The sequence below is a fragment of the Pseudomonas sp. G7(2022) genome (assembly GCF_052660475.1).
Window position 1 is genome coordinate 5,721,994 of record NZ_CP109659.1, and the last position, 19,006, is coordinate 5,740,999.

Consider the following 19,006-nt stretch of genomic DNA (forward strand, 5'->3'; position numbering starts at 1 on the left):
GCATTGGCACTTCACTGTTCTGGAAGTGCCCATGCCTGCGCCGACTCACCCCCGCCCTCACACCGAAACCCTGGCCAACGGCTTGCGCGTGACCCTGCGTCGCGTGCCCGGCCTCAAGCGCAGCGCCGCTGCGTTGCGAGTGGCTGCCGGCAGTCATGACGTGCCGTTGGCGTGGCCGGGGCTGGCGCATTTCCTTGAGCATTTGCTGTTCCTCGGCACCGAGCGTTTTCCTGTGCAGCAAGGGCTGATGGCCTATGTGCAAGGTCACGGCGGCCAAGTGAATGCGAGCACCCGTGAGCGCACCACCGATTTCTTCTTTGAGTTGCCGCCAGCGTCCTTCAGTGGCGGGCTGGAGCGTCTGTCAGACATGCTCGCCCGGCCGCGTATGAATCCGGACGATCAGTTGCGGGAACGGGAAGTGTTGCAGGCGGAGTTTGTCGCGTGGTCCCAGGATGCTGCGGCTCAGCAGAAAGAGGCACTGTTCGAGGGATTGTCGGCAGCGCATCCTTTGCGCGGCTTTCATGCCGGGAACCGCGACACGCTGCCGGTAGAAGAGGCGGAGTTTCAGCAGGCACTGAAAGATTTCCATCGGCAGTTTTACCGCACCGGGCAGATGACCCTGAGTCTGGTCGGGCCGCAGAGCGTTGAAGAGCTGCGCACGCTGGCCGAACAGTTTGCCGCCACGCTGACGCCTGGGGATAAAACTGCACAGGCAGCCCCCGTTCGCTTGATGGACAACCCACAGGCAAGTTATCAACAGGTCGGCGAGCGATGCGGCAATCTGCTGGTAGCGCTGGAGGATCTGCCGGAGTCGTCGGCCGAAGCGCTGGCGTTTCTCTGCCACTGGTTGAACAGCACCAAACCCGGTGGGTTGCTCGCGCATTTGCAGCAGCTGGGTCTCGCTGACAGCCTGCAAGCCTGCGTGCAGTACCAGTTCGCAGGGCAAGCCTTGCTGCATCTTCAGTTCACTGCACCCAGCGGGTCACTCGATGCCATTCGCGAGCAATGGCTGGATTGGCTGAGTTTCTTCGCCGAACAGCAGGACTGGCCGGCATTGCGTGAGGAATATTCGGCGCAGCTTCAGCGTCAGCAGCAGGTCAGTGGCGCGCTGCAACGGGCGCGACTCGACAGCGAACAACTCGAAAGCGGCCTCTCCGAATCGGCGGTTGCAGCGCTCAAAGTGATTCTCGGCAAAATCGGCATTGTGGATAACTTCAGCAGTCACTGGCATCTGCCCACTGCCAATCCGTTCCTGCGCGCAGCAGAACCGCTGGCCAACGCCGGCCTGATTCGCGGCCAGACCAGCGCCCACCGAGGCCTGCGCACGTTTGCTCAGGATCGCTCGCGCAGCCGCCGCGAACGCTCGCCGATGCAATTCAGCCAGGCGCTGCCGGATAACGGCGACGAAGGTGCGGTGTATGTGCGCTGGCAGACGGAAGCAGCGGCCACGGCCGAGCTGCAAGCGAAACTGCAACGCAGTCTGCGGGAGGTGTCTGACGACGCGCGTCAGGCCGGGGTCGAGCTCTCGTTCAGCACCACGGGGAATCAGTGGATATTGAAGGTGACCGGTCTGCAGGACGTACTACCCGGCGTCCTGGAGCATGCGCTGAAACATCTGACGCAAGTTGACGCTGATTCCGCGACAAACGAGCCGGACGTGCCGTCGATGCCGATCCGCCAATTGCTCAAGGCATGGCCCGAGCACTGTCTTCCAGCGGTTGTGCAATCCGACGACGCCAATCAGCTGTGGGCAACTTCCCGTTGGGATGGCCTGGCCCTGTGTCTCGATGCCCAGACCCAATCGGCCATGGGGCTGGCCCTGAGTCGCATTCCAGGCAAGCCAGACAACGAAATACCAACCCCGTCGGCAGTCCACGCCCACTACCGATGGAGTCAGATCGACACCGCCTCCAGCGAACACGCATTGCTGCTGTTCTGCCCGACCGCCAGCCCGAACATAGCCGACGAAGCCGCATGGCGTTTTCTCGCGCACCTGTGCCACACGCCGTACTATCAGCGGCTACGGGGCGAGTTGCAGCTGGGATACGCGGTGTTCAGCGCCTTCAGACAGGCGCATGGCCAGAGTGGATGGCAGTTCGGCGTGCAATCGCCGACAGTCACTCCTGAGCAACTGCTGGGCCACGTTCAAGCGTTTATCGAAGGCATTCCCGCGCTGATCGAGAAAATCGATGACGCGCTGTTCATCGAGCAGCGCCAGATCCTCGCCGCGCATCTGGATGCCGATGTCCTGCCCGCCAAAGACGCTGCCGAACTTCTGTGGCAGGCAAAACTGGCTGGCCACTCGTCGGATTACCTGGATCAACTGAGCAAGGCCATCACTCAACTGGATCGCCCGGCATTGCAAGCCGCCGCACAGCGCCTGATCCGCGCCGAAGGCGGCTGGCACGGCATGGCCAACAGACCTGCGCCAGGCGCGCCATGGCAAGCGACAAAATGATCATTACCGGGGCTGCAAGGAGCTTTCTCAAAGATTCACGGGCAAACCCCCTGAAATTTTGAGTAACATAGCCACCTAACTATTTGGAACATCCCTGCGCTGCCGTGGACTATACCTATGGATAGCGCTATCTCACCCACCTGAAAAAGGAGTCACCCGATGGCCTGGACCAAACCTGCTTACACCGACCTGCGCATCGGCTTCGAAGTCACCATGTACTTCGCCAGCCGCTGAGTCCTGCCTCAAGCAGAACACTGCAGTGCAACGCCTCGGCTCGCCGGGGCGTTTTATTTTCAGCGTTGAAATGATGGAGCGTTCATGTTCGTCCAGATTCTGGGTTCGGCCGCCGGTGGCGGTTTTCCGCAGTGGAACTGCAACTGCGTCAATTGCGCCGGTTTTCGCGACGGCAGCCTGAATGCCCAGGCCCGTACCCAATCGTCCATCGCGATTTCCGATGACGGCGTGAACTGGGTGCTGTGCAATGCCTCGCCGGACATCCGCGCGCAGCTTCAGAGCTTCGCCCCGATGCAACCGGGCCGTGCCCTGCGTGACACCGGCATCAGCGCGATCATCCTGATGGACAGCCAGATCGACCACACCACCGGCCTGCTCAGCCTGCGCGAAGGCTGCCCGCATCAGGTCTGGTGCACGGACATGGTCCACGAGGACCTGAGCACCGGTTTCCCGCTGTTCACCATGCTCAAGCACTGGAACGGCGGGCTGGACTGGAACCGCATCGAACTCGACCAGAGCTTCACCGTCGCCGCCTGCCCGAATTTGCGCTTCACCCCGCTGCCGCTGCGCAGCGCGGCACCGCCCTACTCGCCGCACCGCTTCGATCCGCACCCGGGCGACAACATCGGCCTGATCGTCGAAGACCTCAGCACCGGCGGCAAGCTGTTCTATGCGCCAGGTCTGGGCAAGGTCGATGCGCCGTTGCTGGAAATCATGGCCGACAGCGACTGCGTGCTGGTGGACGGAACGATGTGGGACGACGATGAAATGCAGCGCCGTGGCGTTGGCACCCGCACCGGCGGCGAAATGGGTCACCTCGCCCAGAAAGGTCCCGGCGGCATGCTCGAAGTGCTGGAACAGCTTCCCGAGCAGCGCAAGGTGCTTATCCACATCAACAACACCAACCCGATTCTCGACGAAGACTCCCCGGAGCGCGCGGAACTGGTGCGACGCAATGTTGAAGTGGCGTATGACGGCATGAGCATTGTCCTGTAACGAATGGCCCGGAGAACCGCAATGACCGACACCCCGCTGTCCCCCGCCGAATTCGAAGCGGCCCTGCGCGCCAAGGGCGCCTACTACCACATCTATCACCCGTATCACGTGGCGATGTATGAAGGCCGGGCCACCCGCGAGCAGATTCAGGGCTGGGTCGCCAACCGCTTCTACTATCAGGTGAACATTCCCCTGAAAGACGCGGCAATCCTCGCCAACTGCCCGGATCGCGAGATCCGCCGCGAGTGGATCCAGCGCCTGCTCGACCACGATGGCGCCCCCGGTGAGGACGGCGGCATCGAAGCCTGGCTGCGCCTCGGCCAGGCCGTCGGTCTCGACCCGGATCAATTGCGTTCCCAGGAGCTGGTGCTGCCCGGCGTACGCTTCGCCGTCGACGCCTACGTCAACTTCGCCCGCCGCGCCAGTTGGCAGGAAGCTGCCAGCAGCTCGCTGACCGAGCTGTTCGCGCCGCAGATCCACCAGTCGCGCCTCGACAGCTGGCCGCAGCATTACCCGTGGATCGACCCGGCGGGTTACGAATATTTCCGCACCCGTCTCGGCCAGGCCCGACGCGATGTCGAGCATGGCCTGGCGATCACGCTGGAGCACTACAAGACCCGCGAAGGTCAAGAGCGCATGCTGGAAATTCTCCAGTTCAAACTGGACATCCTTTGGAGCATGCTCGATGCCATGAGCATGGCCTACGAACTGAACCGCCCGCCGTATCACAGCGTCACCGATCAACGGGTCTGGCATAAAGGAATCGCCTTATGAGTTTCGACCGCAGCAAGACCCCGACCTGGCGTCCCGGCTACCGTTTCCAGTACGAACCGGCGCAGAAAGGCCACGTGCTGCTGTACCCGGAAGGCATGATCAAGCTCAACGAAAGTGCCGCACTGATCGGCGGCCTGATCGACGGTGAGCGGGATGTCGCGGCGATCATCGCCGAACTCGACAGACAGTTCCCCGGCGTACCCGAGCTCGGTGACGACATCGAGCAATTCATGGAGGTTGCCCGTGCGCAGCACTGGATCGAACTTGCCTGAGACATCGGCGCAAGTCCCGGCCAAACCGGAAGTCGGCCTGCCGCTGTGGCTGCTCGCCGAACTGACCTACCGTTGCCCGCTGCAATGCCCGTACTGCTCCAATCCACTGGACTTCGCCGAGCAGGGCAAAGAGCTGAGCACCGAACAGTGGATCAAGGTATTTCGCGAAGCGCGGGAGATGGGTGCGGCGCAACTGGGCTTTTCCGGGGGCGAGCCGCTGGTGCGCCAGGACCTTGCCGAGCTGATTCGTGAGGCGCGTCAGTTGGGTTTTTACACCAACCTGATTACCTCAGGCATCGGCCTGACCGAGCAGAAGATCAGCGACTTCAAGAAGGCCGGGCTCGATCACATCCAGATCAGCTTCCAGGCCAGCGACGAGCAAGTGAACAACCTGCTCGCGGGCTCGAAAAAAGCCTTCGCGCAGAAGCTGGAAATGGCCCGCGCCGTGAAGGCCCACGGCTACCCGATGGTGCTGAACTTCGTCACCCATCGGCACAACATCGACAAGATCGACCGCATCATCGAGCTGTGCATCGCTCTGGAAGCGGATTTCGTCGAGCTCGCCACCTGCCAGTTCTACGGCTGGGCACAGCTCAATCGTGTCGGCCTGTTGCCGACCAAAGAGCAACTGGTCCGCGCCGAACGCATCACCAACGAATACCGCGCCAGACTGGAAGCCGAAGGGCATCCGTGCAAGCTGATTTTCGTCACCCCGGACTATTACGAAGAACGTCCGAAAGCCTGCATGAATGGCTGGGGCAGTCTGTTTCTGACGGTCACACCGGACGGCACCGCCCTGCCCTGTCATGGCGCCCGACAGCTGCCGGTACAATTTCCCAATGTGCGCGACCACAGCATGCAGCACATCTGGTACGACTCGTTCGGCTTCAACCGCTTTCGCGGCTATGACTGGATGCCCGAGCCGTGCCGCTCCTGTGACGAGAAAGAACAGGACTTCGGCGGCTGCCGCTGCCAGGCGTTCATGCTTACGGGCGATGCCAGCAACGCCGACCCGGTGTGCAGCAAGTCCGAACATCACGGCGTGATCCTCAAGGCCCGCGAAGAAGCCGAGCACGCCACCCAGACCATCGAACAACTGGCCTTTCGCAATGAACGAAACTCGCGCCTCATCGCCAAAGGCTGAGCCTTTCAGCGCTACCGCCGCCGTTGCTGCCGGCGTGGATTTCGCCGAATTGCAGCTCGGCGCCCAGGGTTTGTTCTGGAATGAATATCGCCCGGCAGACGCTGCCTGCCGGATCTGGCACTGGCACGATGGCGTAGCGAAATGTCTGACGCCTGCGGGCTTCAGCGTGCGCAGCCGGGTGTACGAATATGGTGGGGGGGCGTTTTGTCTGACGCCTGACGGGATTGTTTTCGTCAACGAGGCAGATCAACAGCTTTACCGGCAGACACTGGATGGCGCGCCCGAAGCTCTGACGACGGGTGAGTGCCGATATGGCGATCTGCATTTTGCCAACGGGCAGGTCCTGGCCGTAGAAGAGAACGGTGATCGCCATCGGTTGGTGGCCATTGATCTGGTTAACGGCACCGAGAGTTTGCTGGCAGAAGGTGCGGATTTCTATGCGGCACCGATCATCAGCCCGGACTGCCAGCGCCTGGCGTGGATCGAATGGAGCCGCCCGCATCAGCCGTGGACCGCCACCCGTTTGATGATCGCCAAGCGAACCGATAACGGCTTTTCCGCCCCTCATTGCGTGGCCGGAGAAACGCTGGAAGAGTCGATCCAGCAACCCCGTTTCGATGCCAGCGGACGACTGGGCTGCCTGACCGACCGTGGCGGATATTGGCAACCGTGGGTCGAGTCTGCAGAAGGATTGCAACCACTGCGTTGCGCCCCGGCCGATCACGCGCCAGCCCCATGGCAACTTGGCGGTTGCACTTGGCTGCCCACCGACGAAGGATTCCTGGCCAGTTGGAGTGAAGGCGGTTTCGGGCGTCTGGCGCTTAACGGCGAAGACTTCACCGGCGACTACAGCCGCTTCCGTCATCTGGCGGTCGATGATCAGTTCATTTACTGCATCGCCGCTTCACCAATCAGCCCTTCAGCCGTGATCGCCATTGATCGCGAGTCGCGTGAAGTGAAAATCCTCGCCGGCGGCGTTGCTCCGCTTCCCGCCGAGCGCATCAGCCAACCGCAAACCCTGTGTTATCCCAGCGGCTCGGGCCAGGCTCACGGCTTCTTTTATCCGGCCACCCATGGTGATGAAAAACCGCCCCTGGTGGTGTTCATCCACGGCGGTCCGACGTCGGCCTGCTATCCGCTGCTGGATCCGCGCATCCAGTACTGGACGCAACGCGGCTTCGCCGTGGCCGACCTCAACTACCGAGGCAGCAGCGGCTATGGCCGGGAGTATCGAAAGGCGCTGCATCTGAGTTGGGGAGCAGTGGATGTCGAGGATGCCTGCGCAGTGGTGGCCTATCTGGCCGAACGCGGCATGATCGACGGCGAGCGTGCATTCATCCGTGGCGGCAGCGCCGGTGGCTACACCACGCTTTGTGCATTGGCGTTCCACCAGGTGTTCCGCGCCGGCGCCAGCCTCTACGGCGTCAGCGACCCGGTAGCTCTGGGCCGTGCAACACACAAGTTCGAAGGTGATTATCTGGACTGGCTGATCGGCGATCCCGAGCAAGACGGCGAACGCTATGCCGCCCGCACGCCGTTGCTGCACGCCGGCAACATTCGCGTGCCGGTGATTTTCTTCCAGGGTGAGCTGGACGCCGTGGTCGTGCCGCAACAGACCCGCGACATGGTCGCAGCCCTGGAGCAAAACGGCATTGAGGTCGAAGCGCATTACTACGCCGACGAACGCCACGGCTTCCGCCGGGCCGCGAACCAGGCCCACGCGCTGGAGCAGGAATGGCGCTTCTACCGGCAAGTGATGGGCCTGGCCGATTGAAACTCAGCGCTTGGCGATGATGTACACCGCGTGCACGATCCCCGGGATGTAACCGCACAGCGTCAGCAGAATGTTCAGCCAGAACGCGCCGCCGAACCCGACCTGAAGAAACACACCCAGTGGCGGCAAGATAATGGCGATGATGATGCGGATAAAGTCCATGGGGCAGCTCCTGATTGGGGGTTGGCTCGACTGAGCCATACAAGCTAATCGACCTGCGCCGTTTGTCAGGGTTCAGTGCTATCGCCAGACAGAGTGCGCAAGACCACTCAAGCCAGTATTTGCAGACCGTGTTTCTGCACAATGCTGAGCAGCTTCAAAGCCATTCCGCTTGGATGCTTATCCCCTGATTCCCATTGTTTAACAGTCGAAGCACTGGTGTTCAAATAACGCGCGAACACTGGCTGGCTGACGTTGTTAAGCTCACGCAATGCCTTGATCTGCTCCGCCGGGATCGCATCCGGGACCGCAGCAAGGCACGACTCATCAAACTCACGCATCGTTGCCTTGCTGATCGCACCGACTGCATGCAGGGCGCTGGCCGACCCGTGCACTGATTCAAATACGTCACTCTTGAATTTTTTACTCATGAGTTATCTCCACAAACGCCTTCATGACCAACAAGCCTTGAATCTGCTCTTCGGTAAGTTGTGCATAGGCTTTCGCCAGTTTGCGCAGCTCCTTCAACTCTGCAGAATTGATATTGCTCCGATCCTTTTTGGCGAACAGCACCTGATAAATCCAGTAACGCCCGCCCTTGGCCAGAACAATTGAACGGTGGCGGTTTTCGTTCAGGCGCTTCTTCCAGACTCCGCCTCCCAGATTGTCCGCTTGCCCATCGAGCATCTCGGCAAAAGCCTCGCGAAGCTCGTCGTCGGTGATCCATGCTTTGTTGGCCTGTATCGCAAAACCTTTTGTCTTGAACAACCTGAACGACATCGGTATCCCTTCCAAAAAAACATACCACTCAGTGGTATAGATTACAAAGCCTGCCTTGCGACAAGGGTGTTCCGCCAGCTTCGGCAATCCTTGCCGAAGCCCATTAAATAAACACTGCAGCGGCGGTCCCTCAAGCAATAAACCGCGATGGAAAAACCCGGCCACAAAAAAACGCCCCACGCCAAAAGAATCAGGCGTGGGGCGTGCGTTATACCGCGAGACGGTTCTTGAATTCGGGTGGGAAACTTCAGCTCAGACGGCAATCCCTTTGCGGCATTGCAGTTGCGCGGTGCGTACCCGGGAGAAAGCTCGGGCCAGACGCAGGAGCATTTCGTCGATGTTGGCCTTGCTGACGGTCAGTGCCGGGGTGAAGCGCAGACAGTTGGCTTGTGGAGCGTTGAGCAGCAAGCCTTCATGGAGGGCGGCTTTGACGACAGCCTCGGCGGAGTCTTCCGACAGCGTCAGCCCCCAGAACAGACCCTGCCCGCGCAACTCGCCATGTTCATAACGACGGGCCAGACGAGCGAGCCCTTCGCGCAAATGCTGGCCGTTGTCCCGGATCTGTTCGAGGAATGCGCGATCCTGCACGCTGTCGAGCACCACCAGCCCTGCGGCGGTCATCAGCGCGTTGCCGTGATGAGTGCCGCCCAATTCGCCGGGCTCGAAACAGCACGCCTTGCCTCGCGCCAGCAATGCAGCCAGTGGAACGCCACCGCCGAGGCCCTTGCCGAGCACGACGATATCGGCGCGCACGCCGTAGGACTGTTCGGCGAGCAAGGTGCCGCAGCGGCCGATGCCGGTCTGCACTTCGTCGAGGATCAGCAGAATCCCCAGTTCACGGCACAGGCGTTCGACGCCCTTGAGGTAATGCTCGGTCGCAGGAACCACACCGGCATCGCTCTGGATTGGCTCAAGCATGATCGCCACGGTCTGCGCATCGACTGCGGCATGCAGCGCCGGCAGATCATTGAACGGCACCAGATCGAAACCCGGCAGCAGCGGCGCGAAGCGATTGTGCAGATTGCAACTGTCCGACGCCGAAATCGTCGCCAGACTGCGTCCGTGACAGCCTTGTCTGGCGACAATGATCCGCGAGGCGCCACCACGATGCAGTTGACCCCATTTGCGCGCCAATTTGATCGCGGCTTCACAAGCTTCGCTGCCACTGTTGAGCAGATACGCCTGATCGCTGGAAGTGCTGGCACACAAACGCTCGGTGAGGCTGAGCATGCCGCGGTTGTGCAGATTGAATCCGGGATTGATCAGGGCCTGTGCCTGGCTGGCAATGGCTTTGACCAGCGCCGAAGGGCTGTGGCCGAGGCTGTTGGCGCCACCGGCCTGGGAAAAGTCCAGGTAGGCGCGGTCATTGCTGTCCCACAACCAGGAGCCCTGGCCGCGAACGAAAACCTGTTGCGGGCGTTCCACGCCAGGCATCAGGCGCTCGGCATTCAGGCCATCAGCGGCGGTCGATTCATGGGTTTCAAAAGCCAGGTCATCAAGGCTCGGCGTCTGACGCCGCAAACTGAACAGATTCATTGAAAAAGACCTCGATCGAGGTTTTTTGAACTGCCTATGCAAACACTTTCAAAACAAACGCTGGTCATTGCGCTTTCCGGCCCTGTAAGCCTTGTGAATGCGGTTAGACTAGGCCTGTTCTCGGCGTCGAGCCATTTCGATTTACCAGCATTTTCGATAAGTGTTACTTATGGATTTCAAACAACTGCGTTATTTCGTCGCGGTCTACGAAGAAGGTCACGTCGGACGGGCCGCGGAGCGGCTTTCGATCTCCCAACCCGCGCTGTCCCAGCAGATCCGCCACCTGGAACAGAACCTCGATGTCACGCTATTCGAACGCAGCAGCAAACGCCTGCTGCCGACCCTGGCCGCTCATACGCTGTACAACCACGCACTGCCACTGCTTGATGGCATGCAGCGGGCGCGTGAAGCGCTGGGCAACTTCAAGGGGCAGGCGCTGCGTACGCTGGCGATCGGCGTGCTGCAAACCGTGCACACCAGTCTGGTGCCGCAAATGCTTGAACGGGTACGCAAGGCTCAGCCGCATCTGGTGGTGCAGATTTATGAACTGACGGGGCTGGAGATCGAGCGGCGACTGCTCAACGGTTCGCTGGACATTGGCATCAGCTATCTCCCACCGCGCCAGCCGGGGCTGCACGGCGTGATGCTGTACGAAGATGAACTGACGCTGGTCATCCCGGCGGATCATCCGCTGCGGGAATTCAAGAAAGTCTCGATGAGCCAAGCCGCCGAACTGCCCATGTTGCTGCTGGGCGAGGAATTCCAGATCCGCCAGATCTGGCAGGCGCAACTGGCCAGTCTTGGACGTCGCCCGCAAGTGCAGGCAGAACTGAACAACATGGTGGGGATTCTCGACAGCCTGCCGCACACCCGTCTGGCGACGGTGCTGCCCGGTCGTTCGCAGAAGGAGTACGACGATCAGGACCTACTGTGGAAACCGTTGAGTGAGCCACGTGTACCGTTGACGGTCGGGCTGGTGTGTCGCGATGTGCAACGCCAGCAGGCGCCATTGGCCTTGCTGCGAACGTTGCTGGAAGAGGTGATGCAGCGCGAAGACAAACCGCTGAAGGGGGCGCCGCCACTGGACGCGCTGAGCTGAAAACTTTTCTGCGGGCATAAGAAAACCCCGCCGAAGCGGGGCTTTGCAGACTGTTTCCCTGACATCCATTTCACTCCGCCACCCTGGCAGAATCCTTACGTGTCCGTGTTGTTACTTTGCGCTTCCTGCGCTACGTCCATGGAAAGTAGATTAGCTCTGGATCCAATCTACGCCTATGGGAGAAAAGCAGCACGTCATGTAAGAGATCGCTTACATGACGTTACATCATCAGAACTGCGCAGCGTCCAGCAGGAACAGCGACTCGCTGCCGGCCTTGACCGACGCGCTCAACGAGTGAATCCGCGGCAGCAGACGGGCGAAATAGAAGCGCGCCGTGCCGAGTTTGCTCGCGTAGAAATCGTCCTGCGCTTCTTTGCCCAGCGCTGCCTTGGCCATCAGTGCCCACATGTACGCGTAGGCGGTGTAACCGAAGGCTTGCAGGTACTCGACCGACGCTGCGCCGATTTCGTTCGGGTTGGTTTTCGCCCGGTCCAGCAGCCATGAAGTCAGCTCGTCGAGGGTGTCGACGGCGTCATTCAGCGGCTTGGTGAACTCGCCCAGATCGGCACTGGCGGTTGCGATGAAATGGCGGATCTCGTCGGCGAACAGTTTGTAGAACGCGCCGCCGCTGCCGACGATCTTGCGGCCCACCAGGTCCAGCGCCTGAATACCGTTGGTGCCTTCGTAGATCTGGGTGATGCGCACGTCACGCACCAGTTGCTCCTGACCCCACTCGCGGATGTAGCCGTGGCCGCCGAAAATCTGCTGGCCGTGAACGGTGGTTTCCAGACCCAGATCGGTCAGGAACGCCTTGGCCACTGGCGTCAGCAAGGCCACCAGATCTTCTGCACGCTTGCGGGTGGCAGCGTCTTCGCTGAACTTGGCGGTGTCGAGTTGCGTTGCCACGTAGGTGGAGAACGCACGACCGCCTTCATTCGAGGCTTTCATGGTCAGCAGCATGCGACGCACGTCCGGGTGGACGATGATCGGGTCAGCGACCTTGTCCTTGTTCTGCGCGCCGGTCGGCGAACGGCTTTGCAGGCGATCACGGGCGTATTCGATGGCGTTCTGATACGAGCGCTCGCCGGTGGCCAGGCCCTGGATACCGACGCCCAGCCGCTCGTAGTTCATCATGGTGAACATGGCGGCCAGGCCTTTGTTCGGCTCGCCGACCAGGTAGCCCACGGCTTCATCGAAGTTCATCACGCAGGTAGCGGACGCCTGGATGCCCATCTTGTGTTCGATCGAACCACAGTTGGCCGGGTTGCGTGCGCCCAGGCTGCCATCGGCATTGACCATGAACTTGGGCACCAGAAACAGCGAAATGCCTTTCGGCCCCGCCGGTGCGTCCGGCAGTTTGGCCAGCACCAGGTGGATGATGTTTTCGGTCAGGTCGTGCTCACCGCCGGTGATGAAGATCTTCGTGCCGCTGACCTTGTAGGAGCCGTCGGCCTGAGGTTCGGCCTTGGTGCGGATGATGCCCAGGTCTGTGCCGGCGTGCGGCTCGGTCAGGCACATGGAACCGGCCCAGACGCCGGCGTACATGTTCGGCAGGTAAGCGGCTTTCAGCTCTTCGCTGGCGTGGGCGTTGATCGACAGGCACGCGCCGGCAGTCAGCATCGGGTACAGACCGAAGGACAGGCTGGCGGAGTTGACCATCTCTTCAACCTGAGCCGACACGGCTTTGGGCATACCCATGCCGCCGTAGGCCGGATCACCGCCAACACCGACCCAGCCACCTTCGGCATAAGTCTGATAGGCCTGTGGGAAACCGGCCGGCGTGGTGACGGCACCGTCGGCCCAGTGGCAGCCTTCTTCGTCGGCGGCACGGCTCAGGGGCGCGATGCTTTTGCTGGTGACCTTGCCGGCCTCTTCGAGAATGGCTTCAACGGTTTCCGCGTCGACGGTCTCGGCCAGGGCCGGCAGCTCGGCCCAGAGTTTGGCGACTTCGAACACTTCATTGAGGACGAAGCGCATATCGCGCAGCGGCGCTTTGTAGTCAGCCATGGCAAACCTCGCAAAGATCTAAACAGGTGATTCGTGGAAGGGTGATGTCATTGAGCTGGAGTGTACCCCAACAACTTTTGCGACACATAGGGTCAGGCGGTGACTGTTTTGTTATTTTTAGTCACCAGCGATCAACCATAAAGAAGCCCGCAATCAGCGGGCTCTTTTGTTTAACAGTGGCGTGTTACAGCGCGAACAACTGGGCCGGCAGTTTCATCAGGCAATCGCTGCCCGCCTCGATCGCCGAACGATGGGCTACGGTACGCGGCAACAGACGCTTGAAGTAAAACTCGCACGTCGCCAGTTTGCCCTGGCAGAAATCGCCGTCACCCTCGCCCGACTCCAGCTGTGCCTGGGCGACCAGCGCCATGCGAAGCCACAAATAGCCAAGAACGATGTATCCGCTGTACATCAGGTAATCCACCGATGCGGCGCCGACTTCATCCGGATTCTTCATCGCGGCCATGCCGACCTGCATGGTCAACTCACCCCACTGCTGATTGAGGCTGTCGAGCTGCGCCACAAACTCGCCCAATTGCGCATGTCCGGCGTTCGCTGCACAGAACTTGTGAACGATCTTCGTGAAGTTACGCAGCAGCTTGCCCTGGCTGCCAAGGACTTTGCGCCCCAGCAAGTCCAACGCCTGGATACCGTTGGTACCTTCGTAGATCGGTGCAATGCGGCAGTCGCGAACCAGTTGCTCCATGCCCCACTCACGGATAAAACCGTGGCCGCCAAACACCTGCATGCCGTGGTTGGTCACCTCCAGGCCGGTGTCGGTCATGAACGCCTTGCAGATCGGGGTCAGGAATGCCAGCAGGTCTTCGGCCTCCTGACGCGCGCCGGCATCCGGGCTCAGGTGCGCGACATCGAGCATCTGCGCAGTGAAATAGGTCAGTGCGCGGTTGCCTTCATTGAAGGCTTTCATGGTCAGCAGCATGCGCCGCACGTCCGGATGGACGATGATCGGATCGGCCGGTTTGTCCGGGGCTTTGGCGCCGGTCAGGGCGCGCATTTGCAAGCGGTCGTTGGCGTATTTGATCGCGCCCTGGAAACTCGCTTCGCCCAGACAAAGACCCTGCATCCCGGTGCCAAGCCGCGCATGGTTCATCATGGTAAACATGCAGTTCAGGCCTTTGTTCGGCTCGCCGATCAGGAAACCTTTGGCGTCATCGAAGTTCAGCACGCAAGTGGCCGAGGCTTTTATGCCCATCTTGTGTTCGATCGAACCGCAGGAAACGCCGTTGCGCTCCCCCGCCTCGCCGGCTGCATCCGGCAGGAATTTCGGCACGATGAACAGCGAAATCCCCTTGGTCCCCGCCGGTGCGTCCGGCAGTTTGGCCAATACCAGATGAATGATGTTGTCGCTCATGTCGTGCTCGCCGGCGGAGATGAAAATCTTGCTGCCGGTGACCACGTAACTACCGTCGGCCTGAGGCACGGCGCGGGTCTTGATGATGCCCAGGTCGGTGCCGCAATGGGCTTCGGTCAGGCACATGGTGCCGGTCCACTGGCCCGCAGTGAGTTTGCGCAGATAGGTGTTTTTCTGTTCCTCGGTGCCGTGGGCGTGGATCGCCGACATGGCGCCGTGGGTCAAGCCCGGGTACATGCCCCAGGAAGTGTTGCTGGAGGCGACCATCTCGCTGATCACCAGCCCCAGCGAACTCGGCAGGCCCTGGCCGCCGTAGGCCGGGTCGGCCGCCAGACCATGCCAGCCGCCTTCCACGTATTGTGCGAAGGCTTGCTTGAAGCCTGCAGGCGTTGTCACCACGCCATTGTCGAAATGGCAGCCCTCTTCGTCACCGCTGCGATTGAGCGGCGCCAGAACGTTCTCACAGAACTTCGCGCCCTCCTCGAGGATCGCGTTGATCATGTCCGGGCTGGCATCGTGAGCGCCCAGGGCCGCGTACTGGGTGTGGAAGTCGAAGACGTGGTCGATCAGAAAGCGCATGTCGCGCAGGGGAGCTTTGTACTCGGGCATGGTGGCTTCTCCGTCAGCAGATCGTTTCAACCTACTGCCGGCCACCCTGCCCCACAATCACTGTCCAGACGCTGAATGCGCCGTCATCACTCAACCCGCAGCGTTATCCATGCGCACCGCGCCACGGCGGTTCTGACCGAACGCCATCACACAGTTGCGGCCCGCGCCCTTGGCGGCGTATAGCGCCTGGTCGGCGGATTTGAGCACTTCTTCCGGGGTACGCTGCTCGACTCGTTCGGCGACGCCGATACTGACCGTGACCGATACGCTGGACGCACCGGAGCCGCCCCGCCGCTGGCGCCCCTGTTGATCGTCCTGAGGGCGGTTTTCCTGATTGCGCAGCTGAATGTTGTAGGACGCAATCGACTCGCGGATGACTTCCAGGTGCGGCATGCACTCTTCAAGGGTCTTGCCTGCAAACACCAGGGCGAATTCCTCGCCACCGTAGCGATAAGCCCTGCCGCCACCGCTGATTTTGGACAGCTTGCTGGCGACCAGTCGCAGAACCTGGTCACCCACGTCGTGACCGTGGGTGTCGTTGAATTTCTTGAAGTGATCGACGTCGCTCATCGCCAGCACATAGTTGCGACCCAGACGCTGCATGCGTTCGTTGAGTGCGCGACGGCCCGGCAGACCGGTGAGTTCGTCACGGAAGGCCATTTGATAAGCCTCGTGCGCCACCGCCGCTGCAATCATCAACATGACCTGGCTGCACATGATGTTCAGGGTGAACGGCAGGATGAAGGTTTTCGGCAGCATCCAGAACACCCCGAGCAATCCCACCAGTTGCGCCGCGTGCAGCGGACGCGGATGGCGCCAGTACTGCCAGGCCAGCAACAGGAACGCCGAGAGGAACACCGGATAAGACATCTGGATCAGGCTCATCCAAGCGCCGTGCAGGGCCGGCCAACGGATCTCCGAAAGCCACATCAGCAGAGCCTGGGGATAGCTTTGTTCAAGTCCCAGCGCCACGCTGCCGAAAGCCAGCAACACGGCGAAACGCGCCACCATGTCCTGAAACAGATGCGTGCGCTCCTGCCACGCGGCGAACAGACCGAACAACAAGGGCAGCAGCAGACACACCAGATGGAACACCACGGCCGCGTCCTCGCGCACCTTGCCGTTGTCGCGGTAATAGTCGGTCTGGGTGTCGAGCAGGAAGTAGGCGATGTACACCGTGACCATCAGAAACAGTTCGCGCTGGCGTCGGTAAACCGCGCAATACGACCCGCCCAGCAACAGCACCAGAGTTGGCAGCACGTTGAACAGCGAGGTGAAGAACACGTTGAGGTCTTTGACGTACGCAGCCGCCAACCCCGCAAGCAACAACAGCAGTGAAGGTATGAAATGACTGAAACGTACAGCGGAAGAACGCGGCAAGGGTAAAGCTCCGACCGTCTTGGCAAAGAGATGGCATTGTGCCTGCAATGTGGCCAGTTAAGCACACACAATGTGATCCAGATCACAGGTTGTCTCTTTAACGGCCGCCCCCCTCGGTTTCTGAGCCTTCAATCAAGGTTTTTTCCCTGACAAACACGAAACTTCCGTCATGGCCATCATGCTTGATGGCCATGACGCTCATTTCCCCTCAAAGATCGTTGTAGAACGGCAGCAATGGCCCCTCCGCCGTCGGCCGACCTTCAGCGCCATAAGGCTTGAGATTGAGCAATGCATCCGTTGCCTGGCGGGTCGTGACTTTCGGACTGGCCGGGCGCTGGGTCACGGCGTTTTCATCCCCGATGTGACCTTGCGGGATGACCAGCGACGGGTGATCGAATGGCGCCCGCTCCCAGGCGACGCGCGGGTCGGTCAGGCCGACTTCCATGAATTTCACCAGGGCGTCGATTTCATCAGGCGTCAGGTTCAGCGCCGTCATGTCCGGGTCGAGGTTGGAGGTGTTGTGCTGATTCACCGCCGGGTGCTCGAAGCCGCTGGTGTTGTTGGCATCCTCGCCGCGCCGGTCGCCGCCACGGTTGTAGAACTCCATGACCTGCTTGAGCGTCGAGCGGCTGCCGTTGTGGAAGTACGGGCCGGTCAGAGCGATATTGCGCAGGGTCGGGGTCTTGAACGCGCCGTCGACCGAGTCGCGGAAACCGACATTGGGCTTGAGCGTGGCGTCGCACGGAATCGCTGCACTCAGCGGTGCTTCGAAGGTACAGACGTCGACATCCAGCGGATCGACCGATTTGCCGCCCTGCAGTACGGAGTTGTACTGACGGGTGAACGACCACGGATTGCCCCAGGCATCCGCACCGCCGAGGGCGAGATCTTCCGAGGTCGGGCGGACACCGGTGTTGTAGAAGCCGTTGTCGTAGAGGGTCGTCAGGTTATCGGCCATCACCATCCGTTCGATGCGTTCGCGCGGATGCATCAGCAGGCGACTGGCCGCATTGGTCAACTCCGGCCCGCCGTGGCAATTGACGCATTTGCCCTTGCCGAGGAACAGGTTCATGCCCTCGACCTGCTGCGCGTTCATCGCGGTGTGGTCGCCTTGCAGGTAGGCATCGATCGGCGCCTGATCGGAAACCAGCGTGGCTTCATACATCTGGATCGCCAGGCCGAAGAACAGCGGAAAGTTGGCTTCCATCTGAGTGTATGGCGCACCGCCCACCAACACGTTTTGCGTGGCGTTCCACAGCCGGGGCTTGAAGGCATTCTTGATCAGTTCGCGATAGGTCGGACGCCGCGCACCAGACACAGGGCCCAGCACCGAATCAGTGGACGAGATCCGTTGCTGCTTGAGCATCAGCGTGTCGAGCATCCGCCGGCCGATGTCGGCAAAGGTGCGACCGCCGCAGGACATTTCCACCGGACTTCCGGGCGGGCCGACGGCTTGCGAGGCGGCTGACGCATCGTTGAGCGCCAGCCTGACTTTGGTGGCGACCGTGCTGCGTTCGCTGGTCACGTAGATCCCGGCATCGGGGTCGCGATTGCCGAACGGCGAGAAGCCGTTGAACACGTTGTTGGCCCGACCGTCCCAGAAGTTGCGCACGTTGAACGCGGCGTTGATCACCGACGGCGCATTGCGCCCGGTGCTGCGACGCACGTTGATGCCGCCGACCTGGAAAATACCGTCCGGCTGCTGGGTGCATTTGTCGAAACGCGCCTGATTGGGTTTGACGAAGTTGGCATCGAACACACCTTGCGAGCCGACCACGTCGTCCGTCGAGTACACGATGGGCGAGTTGCGCTCCAGCGGGTTGCTCAGTACGTGGGTCGGGAAGTCGGTTTTCTTCAGCGTGTAGTTCGGGCCGCCCTTGCCGCCGGACAACGTCGCGTAGGTCGCCACGTCACCGGGAATATCGGAGGCCATGAACGGCTTGTTGAAAATCGACGCAACGTTGGCGTTGGTGTTGGCCTGGCCGGGGTTGAGCTGGTTGGTGATGCGATGATCGACGCCTGCATGGTAGTGGCAGGATGCGCAGGCCGTCGCGCCGTCGCTGCCGATCTCCATGTCCCAGAACAACGCCTTGCCCAGCAGGATCGCAGCAGAGCGGTTGAGCACGTAGTCGGTCATCAGGTCGACCTTGCGTCCGCCTTCGGTCCCGGAGGGATCGGGAGGCACCATCCCGCGCAACGATTGCAGCGACGGGACCTCCGGCACCGGGGGATCGACTTCGGCGGGAGCGGCGGCCCAGGCGCTGTGGACTGACAGCGCGATGGGTAACCAGAAGGTCAAACGAGCGAGTCGACTGATGTTCATAGGCTTCACCCTGACTGTTGTTGTTAAGTGCCGGGCGTCATGCTTCTTTGAGCAGGCAGTTCTGGTTAGCACCGGTAATTCGGGCAGTG

At 61.0% G+C, this 19,006-nt stretch carries 16 protein-coding genes; 8 read left to right on the forward strand and 8 right to left on the reverse strand.

Translation table 11 applies throughout. The features are described from left to right. The first annotated feature begins 31 nt into the window (after window positions 1-31). From pqqF to NE357_RS26305, 7 genes are all read left to right on the forward strand, one after another. The gene (gene pqqF, locus NE357_RS26275; protein WP_169432174.1) at window positions 32-2,458 is read left to right on the forward strand and encodes a pyrroloquinoline quinone biosynthesis protein PqqF; all 2,427 of its coding nucleotides are present in this window, start codon (window positions 32-34) and stop codon (window positions 2,456-2,458) included. Between the two features lie 159 nt (window positions 2,459-2,617). Continuing rightward, entirely contained in the window at window positions 2,618-2,692 is a 75-nt protein-coding gene (gene pqqA, locus NE357_RS26280; protein ID WP_003444522.1) for a pyrroloquinoline quinone precursor peptide PqqA, read from the forward strand. 84 nt (window positions 2,693-2,776) lie between these two features. Continuing rightward, window positions 2,777-3,688 (forward strand): pyrroloquinoline quinone biosynthesis protein PqqB, encoded by a 912-nt coding sequence (pqqB, locus tag NE357_RS26285; protein WP_169432175.1) that lies wholly within the window; start codon window positions 2,777-2,779, stop codon window positions 3,686-3,688. A gap of 21 nt (window positions 3,689-3,709) precedes the next feature. Then, window positions 3,710-4,462, forward strand: coding sequence for a pyrroloquinoline-quinone synthase PqqC (gene pqqC / locus NE357_RS26290; RefSeq protein ID WP_166223334.1), 753 nt, complete (start codon window positions 3,710-3,712; stop codon window positions 4,460-4,462). Continuing rightward, the gene (pqqD, locus tag NE357_RS26295) at window positions 4,459-4,734 is read left to right on the forward strand and encodes a pyrroloquinoline quinone biosynthesis peptide chaperone PqqD (RefSeq protein ID WP_007959876.1); all 276 of its coding nucleotides are present in this window, start codon (window positions 4,459-4,461) and stop codon (window positions 4,732-4,734) included. Before pqqC ends, pqqD begins: the two co-directional genes overlap by 4 nt. After that, window positions 4,706-5,878: a pyrroloquinoline quinone biosynthesis protein PqqE gene (pqqE, locus tag NE357_RS26300; protein WP_169432176.1), complete on the forward strand. Its 1,173-nt coding sequence runs from the start codon at window positions 4,706-4,708 to the stop codon at window positions 5,876-5,878. Before pqqD ends, pqqE begins: the two co-directional genes overlap by 29 nt. Then, complete coding sequence (locus NE357_RS26305; RefSeq protein ID WP_169432177.1) at window positions 5,844-7,652, forward strand: S9 family peptidase; 1,809 nt, start codon at window positions 5,844-5,846, stop codon at window positions 7,650-7,652. Before pqqE ends, NE357_RS26305 begins: the two co-directional genes overlap by 35 nt. 3 nt (window positions 7,653-7,655) lie before the next feature. Here the strand turns inward: NE357_RS26305 and NE357_RS26310 are convergent, their stop codons facing one another. The 4 genes from NE357_RS26310 to NE357_RS26325 form a co-directional block, all read right to left on the reverse strand. Then, window positions 7,656-7,814 carry a YqaE/Pmp3 family membrane protein gene (locus tag NE357_RS26310; RefSeq protein ID WP_065259115.1) on the reverse strand — a complete coding sequence of 53 codons (159 nt, stop codon included), beginning with the start codon at window positions 7,812-7,814 and terminating at the stop codon, window positions 7,656-7,658. A gap of 107 nt (window positions 7,815-7,921) precedes the next feature. Continuing rightward, complete coding sequence (locus tag NE357_RS26315; RefSeq protein WP_169432178.1) at window positions 7,922-8,242, reverse strand: helix-turn-helix domain-containing protein; 321 nt, start codon at window positions 8,240-8,242, stop codon at window positions 7,922-7,924. Next, complete coding sequence (locus NE357_RS26320; protein ID WP_169432712.1) at window positions 8,235-8,591, reverse strand: type II toxin-antitoxin system RelE/ParE family toxin; 357 nt, start codon at window positions 8,589-8,591, stop codon at window positions 8,235-8,237. The genes NE357_RS26315 and NE357_RS26320 overlap by 8 nt, the downstream gene beginning before the upstream one ends. Window positions 8,592-8,843: 252 nt before the next feature. Continuing rightward, window positions 8,844-10,127 carry an aspartate aminotransferase family protein gene (locus NE357_RS26325; RefSeq protein ID WP_169432179.1) on the reverse strand — a complete coding sequence of 428 codons (1,284 nt, stop codon included), beginning with the start codon at window positions 10,125-10,127 and terminating at the stop codon, window positions 8,844-8,846. A 169-nt stretch (window positions 10,128-10,296) separates the two neighbouring features. On the opposite strand from NE357_RS26325, the gene NE357_RS26330 reads away from it, so the two are divergent. After that, entirely contained in the window at window positions 10,297-11,226 is a 930-nt protein-coding gene (locus NE357_RS26330; protein ID WP_169432180.1) for a LysR family transcriptional regulator, read from the forward strand. A 228-nt stretch (window positions 11,227-11,454) separates the two neighbouring features. On the opposite strand, the gene NE357_RS26335 is transcribed toward NE357_RS26330, so the two are convergent. From NE357_RS26335 to NE357_RS26350, 4 genes are all read right to left on the reverse strand, one after another. Next, the gene (locus NE357_RS26335) at window positions 11,455-13,233 is read right to left on the reverse strand and encodes an acyl-CoA dehydrogenase C-terminal domain-containing protein (protein WP_169432181.1); all 1,779 of its coding nucleotides are present in this window, start codon (window positions 13,231-13,233) and stop codon (window positions 11,455-11,457) included. A 184-nt stretch (window positions 13,234-13,417) separates the two neighbouring features. Next, window positions 13,418-15,214: an acyl-CoA dehydrogenase C-terminal domain-containing protein gene (locus tag NE357_RS26340; RefSeq protein WP_169432182.1), complete on the reverse strand. Its 1,797-nt coding sequence runs from the start codon at window positions 15,212-15,214 to the stop codon at window positions 13,418-13,420. 90 nt (window positions 15,215-15,304) lie between these two features. Next, window positions 15,305-16,594, reverse strand: coding sequence for a GGDEF domain-containing protein (locus NE357_RS26345; RefSeq protein WP_169432183.1), 1,290 nt, complete (start codon window positions 16,592-16,594; stop codon window positions 15,305-15,307). 208 nt (window positions 16,595-16,802) lie between these two features. After that, complete coding sequence (locus tag NE357_RS26350) at window positions 16,803-18,917, reverse strand: cytochrome-c peroxidase (protein ID WP_169432184.1); 2,115 nt, start codon at window positions 18,915-18,917, stop codon at window positions 16,803-16,805. Between the last annotated feature and the right edge of the window lie 89 nt (window positions 18,918-19,006).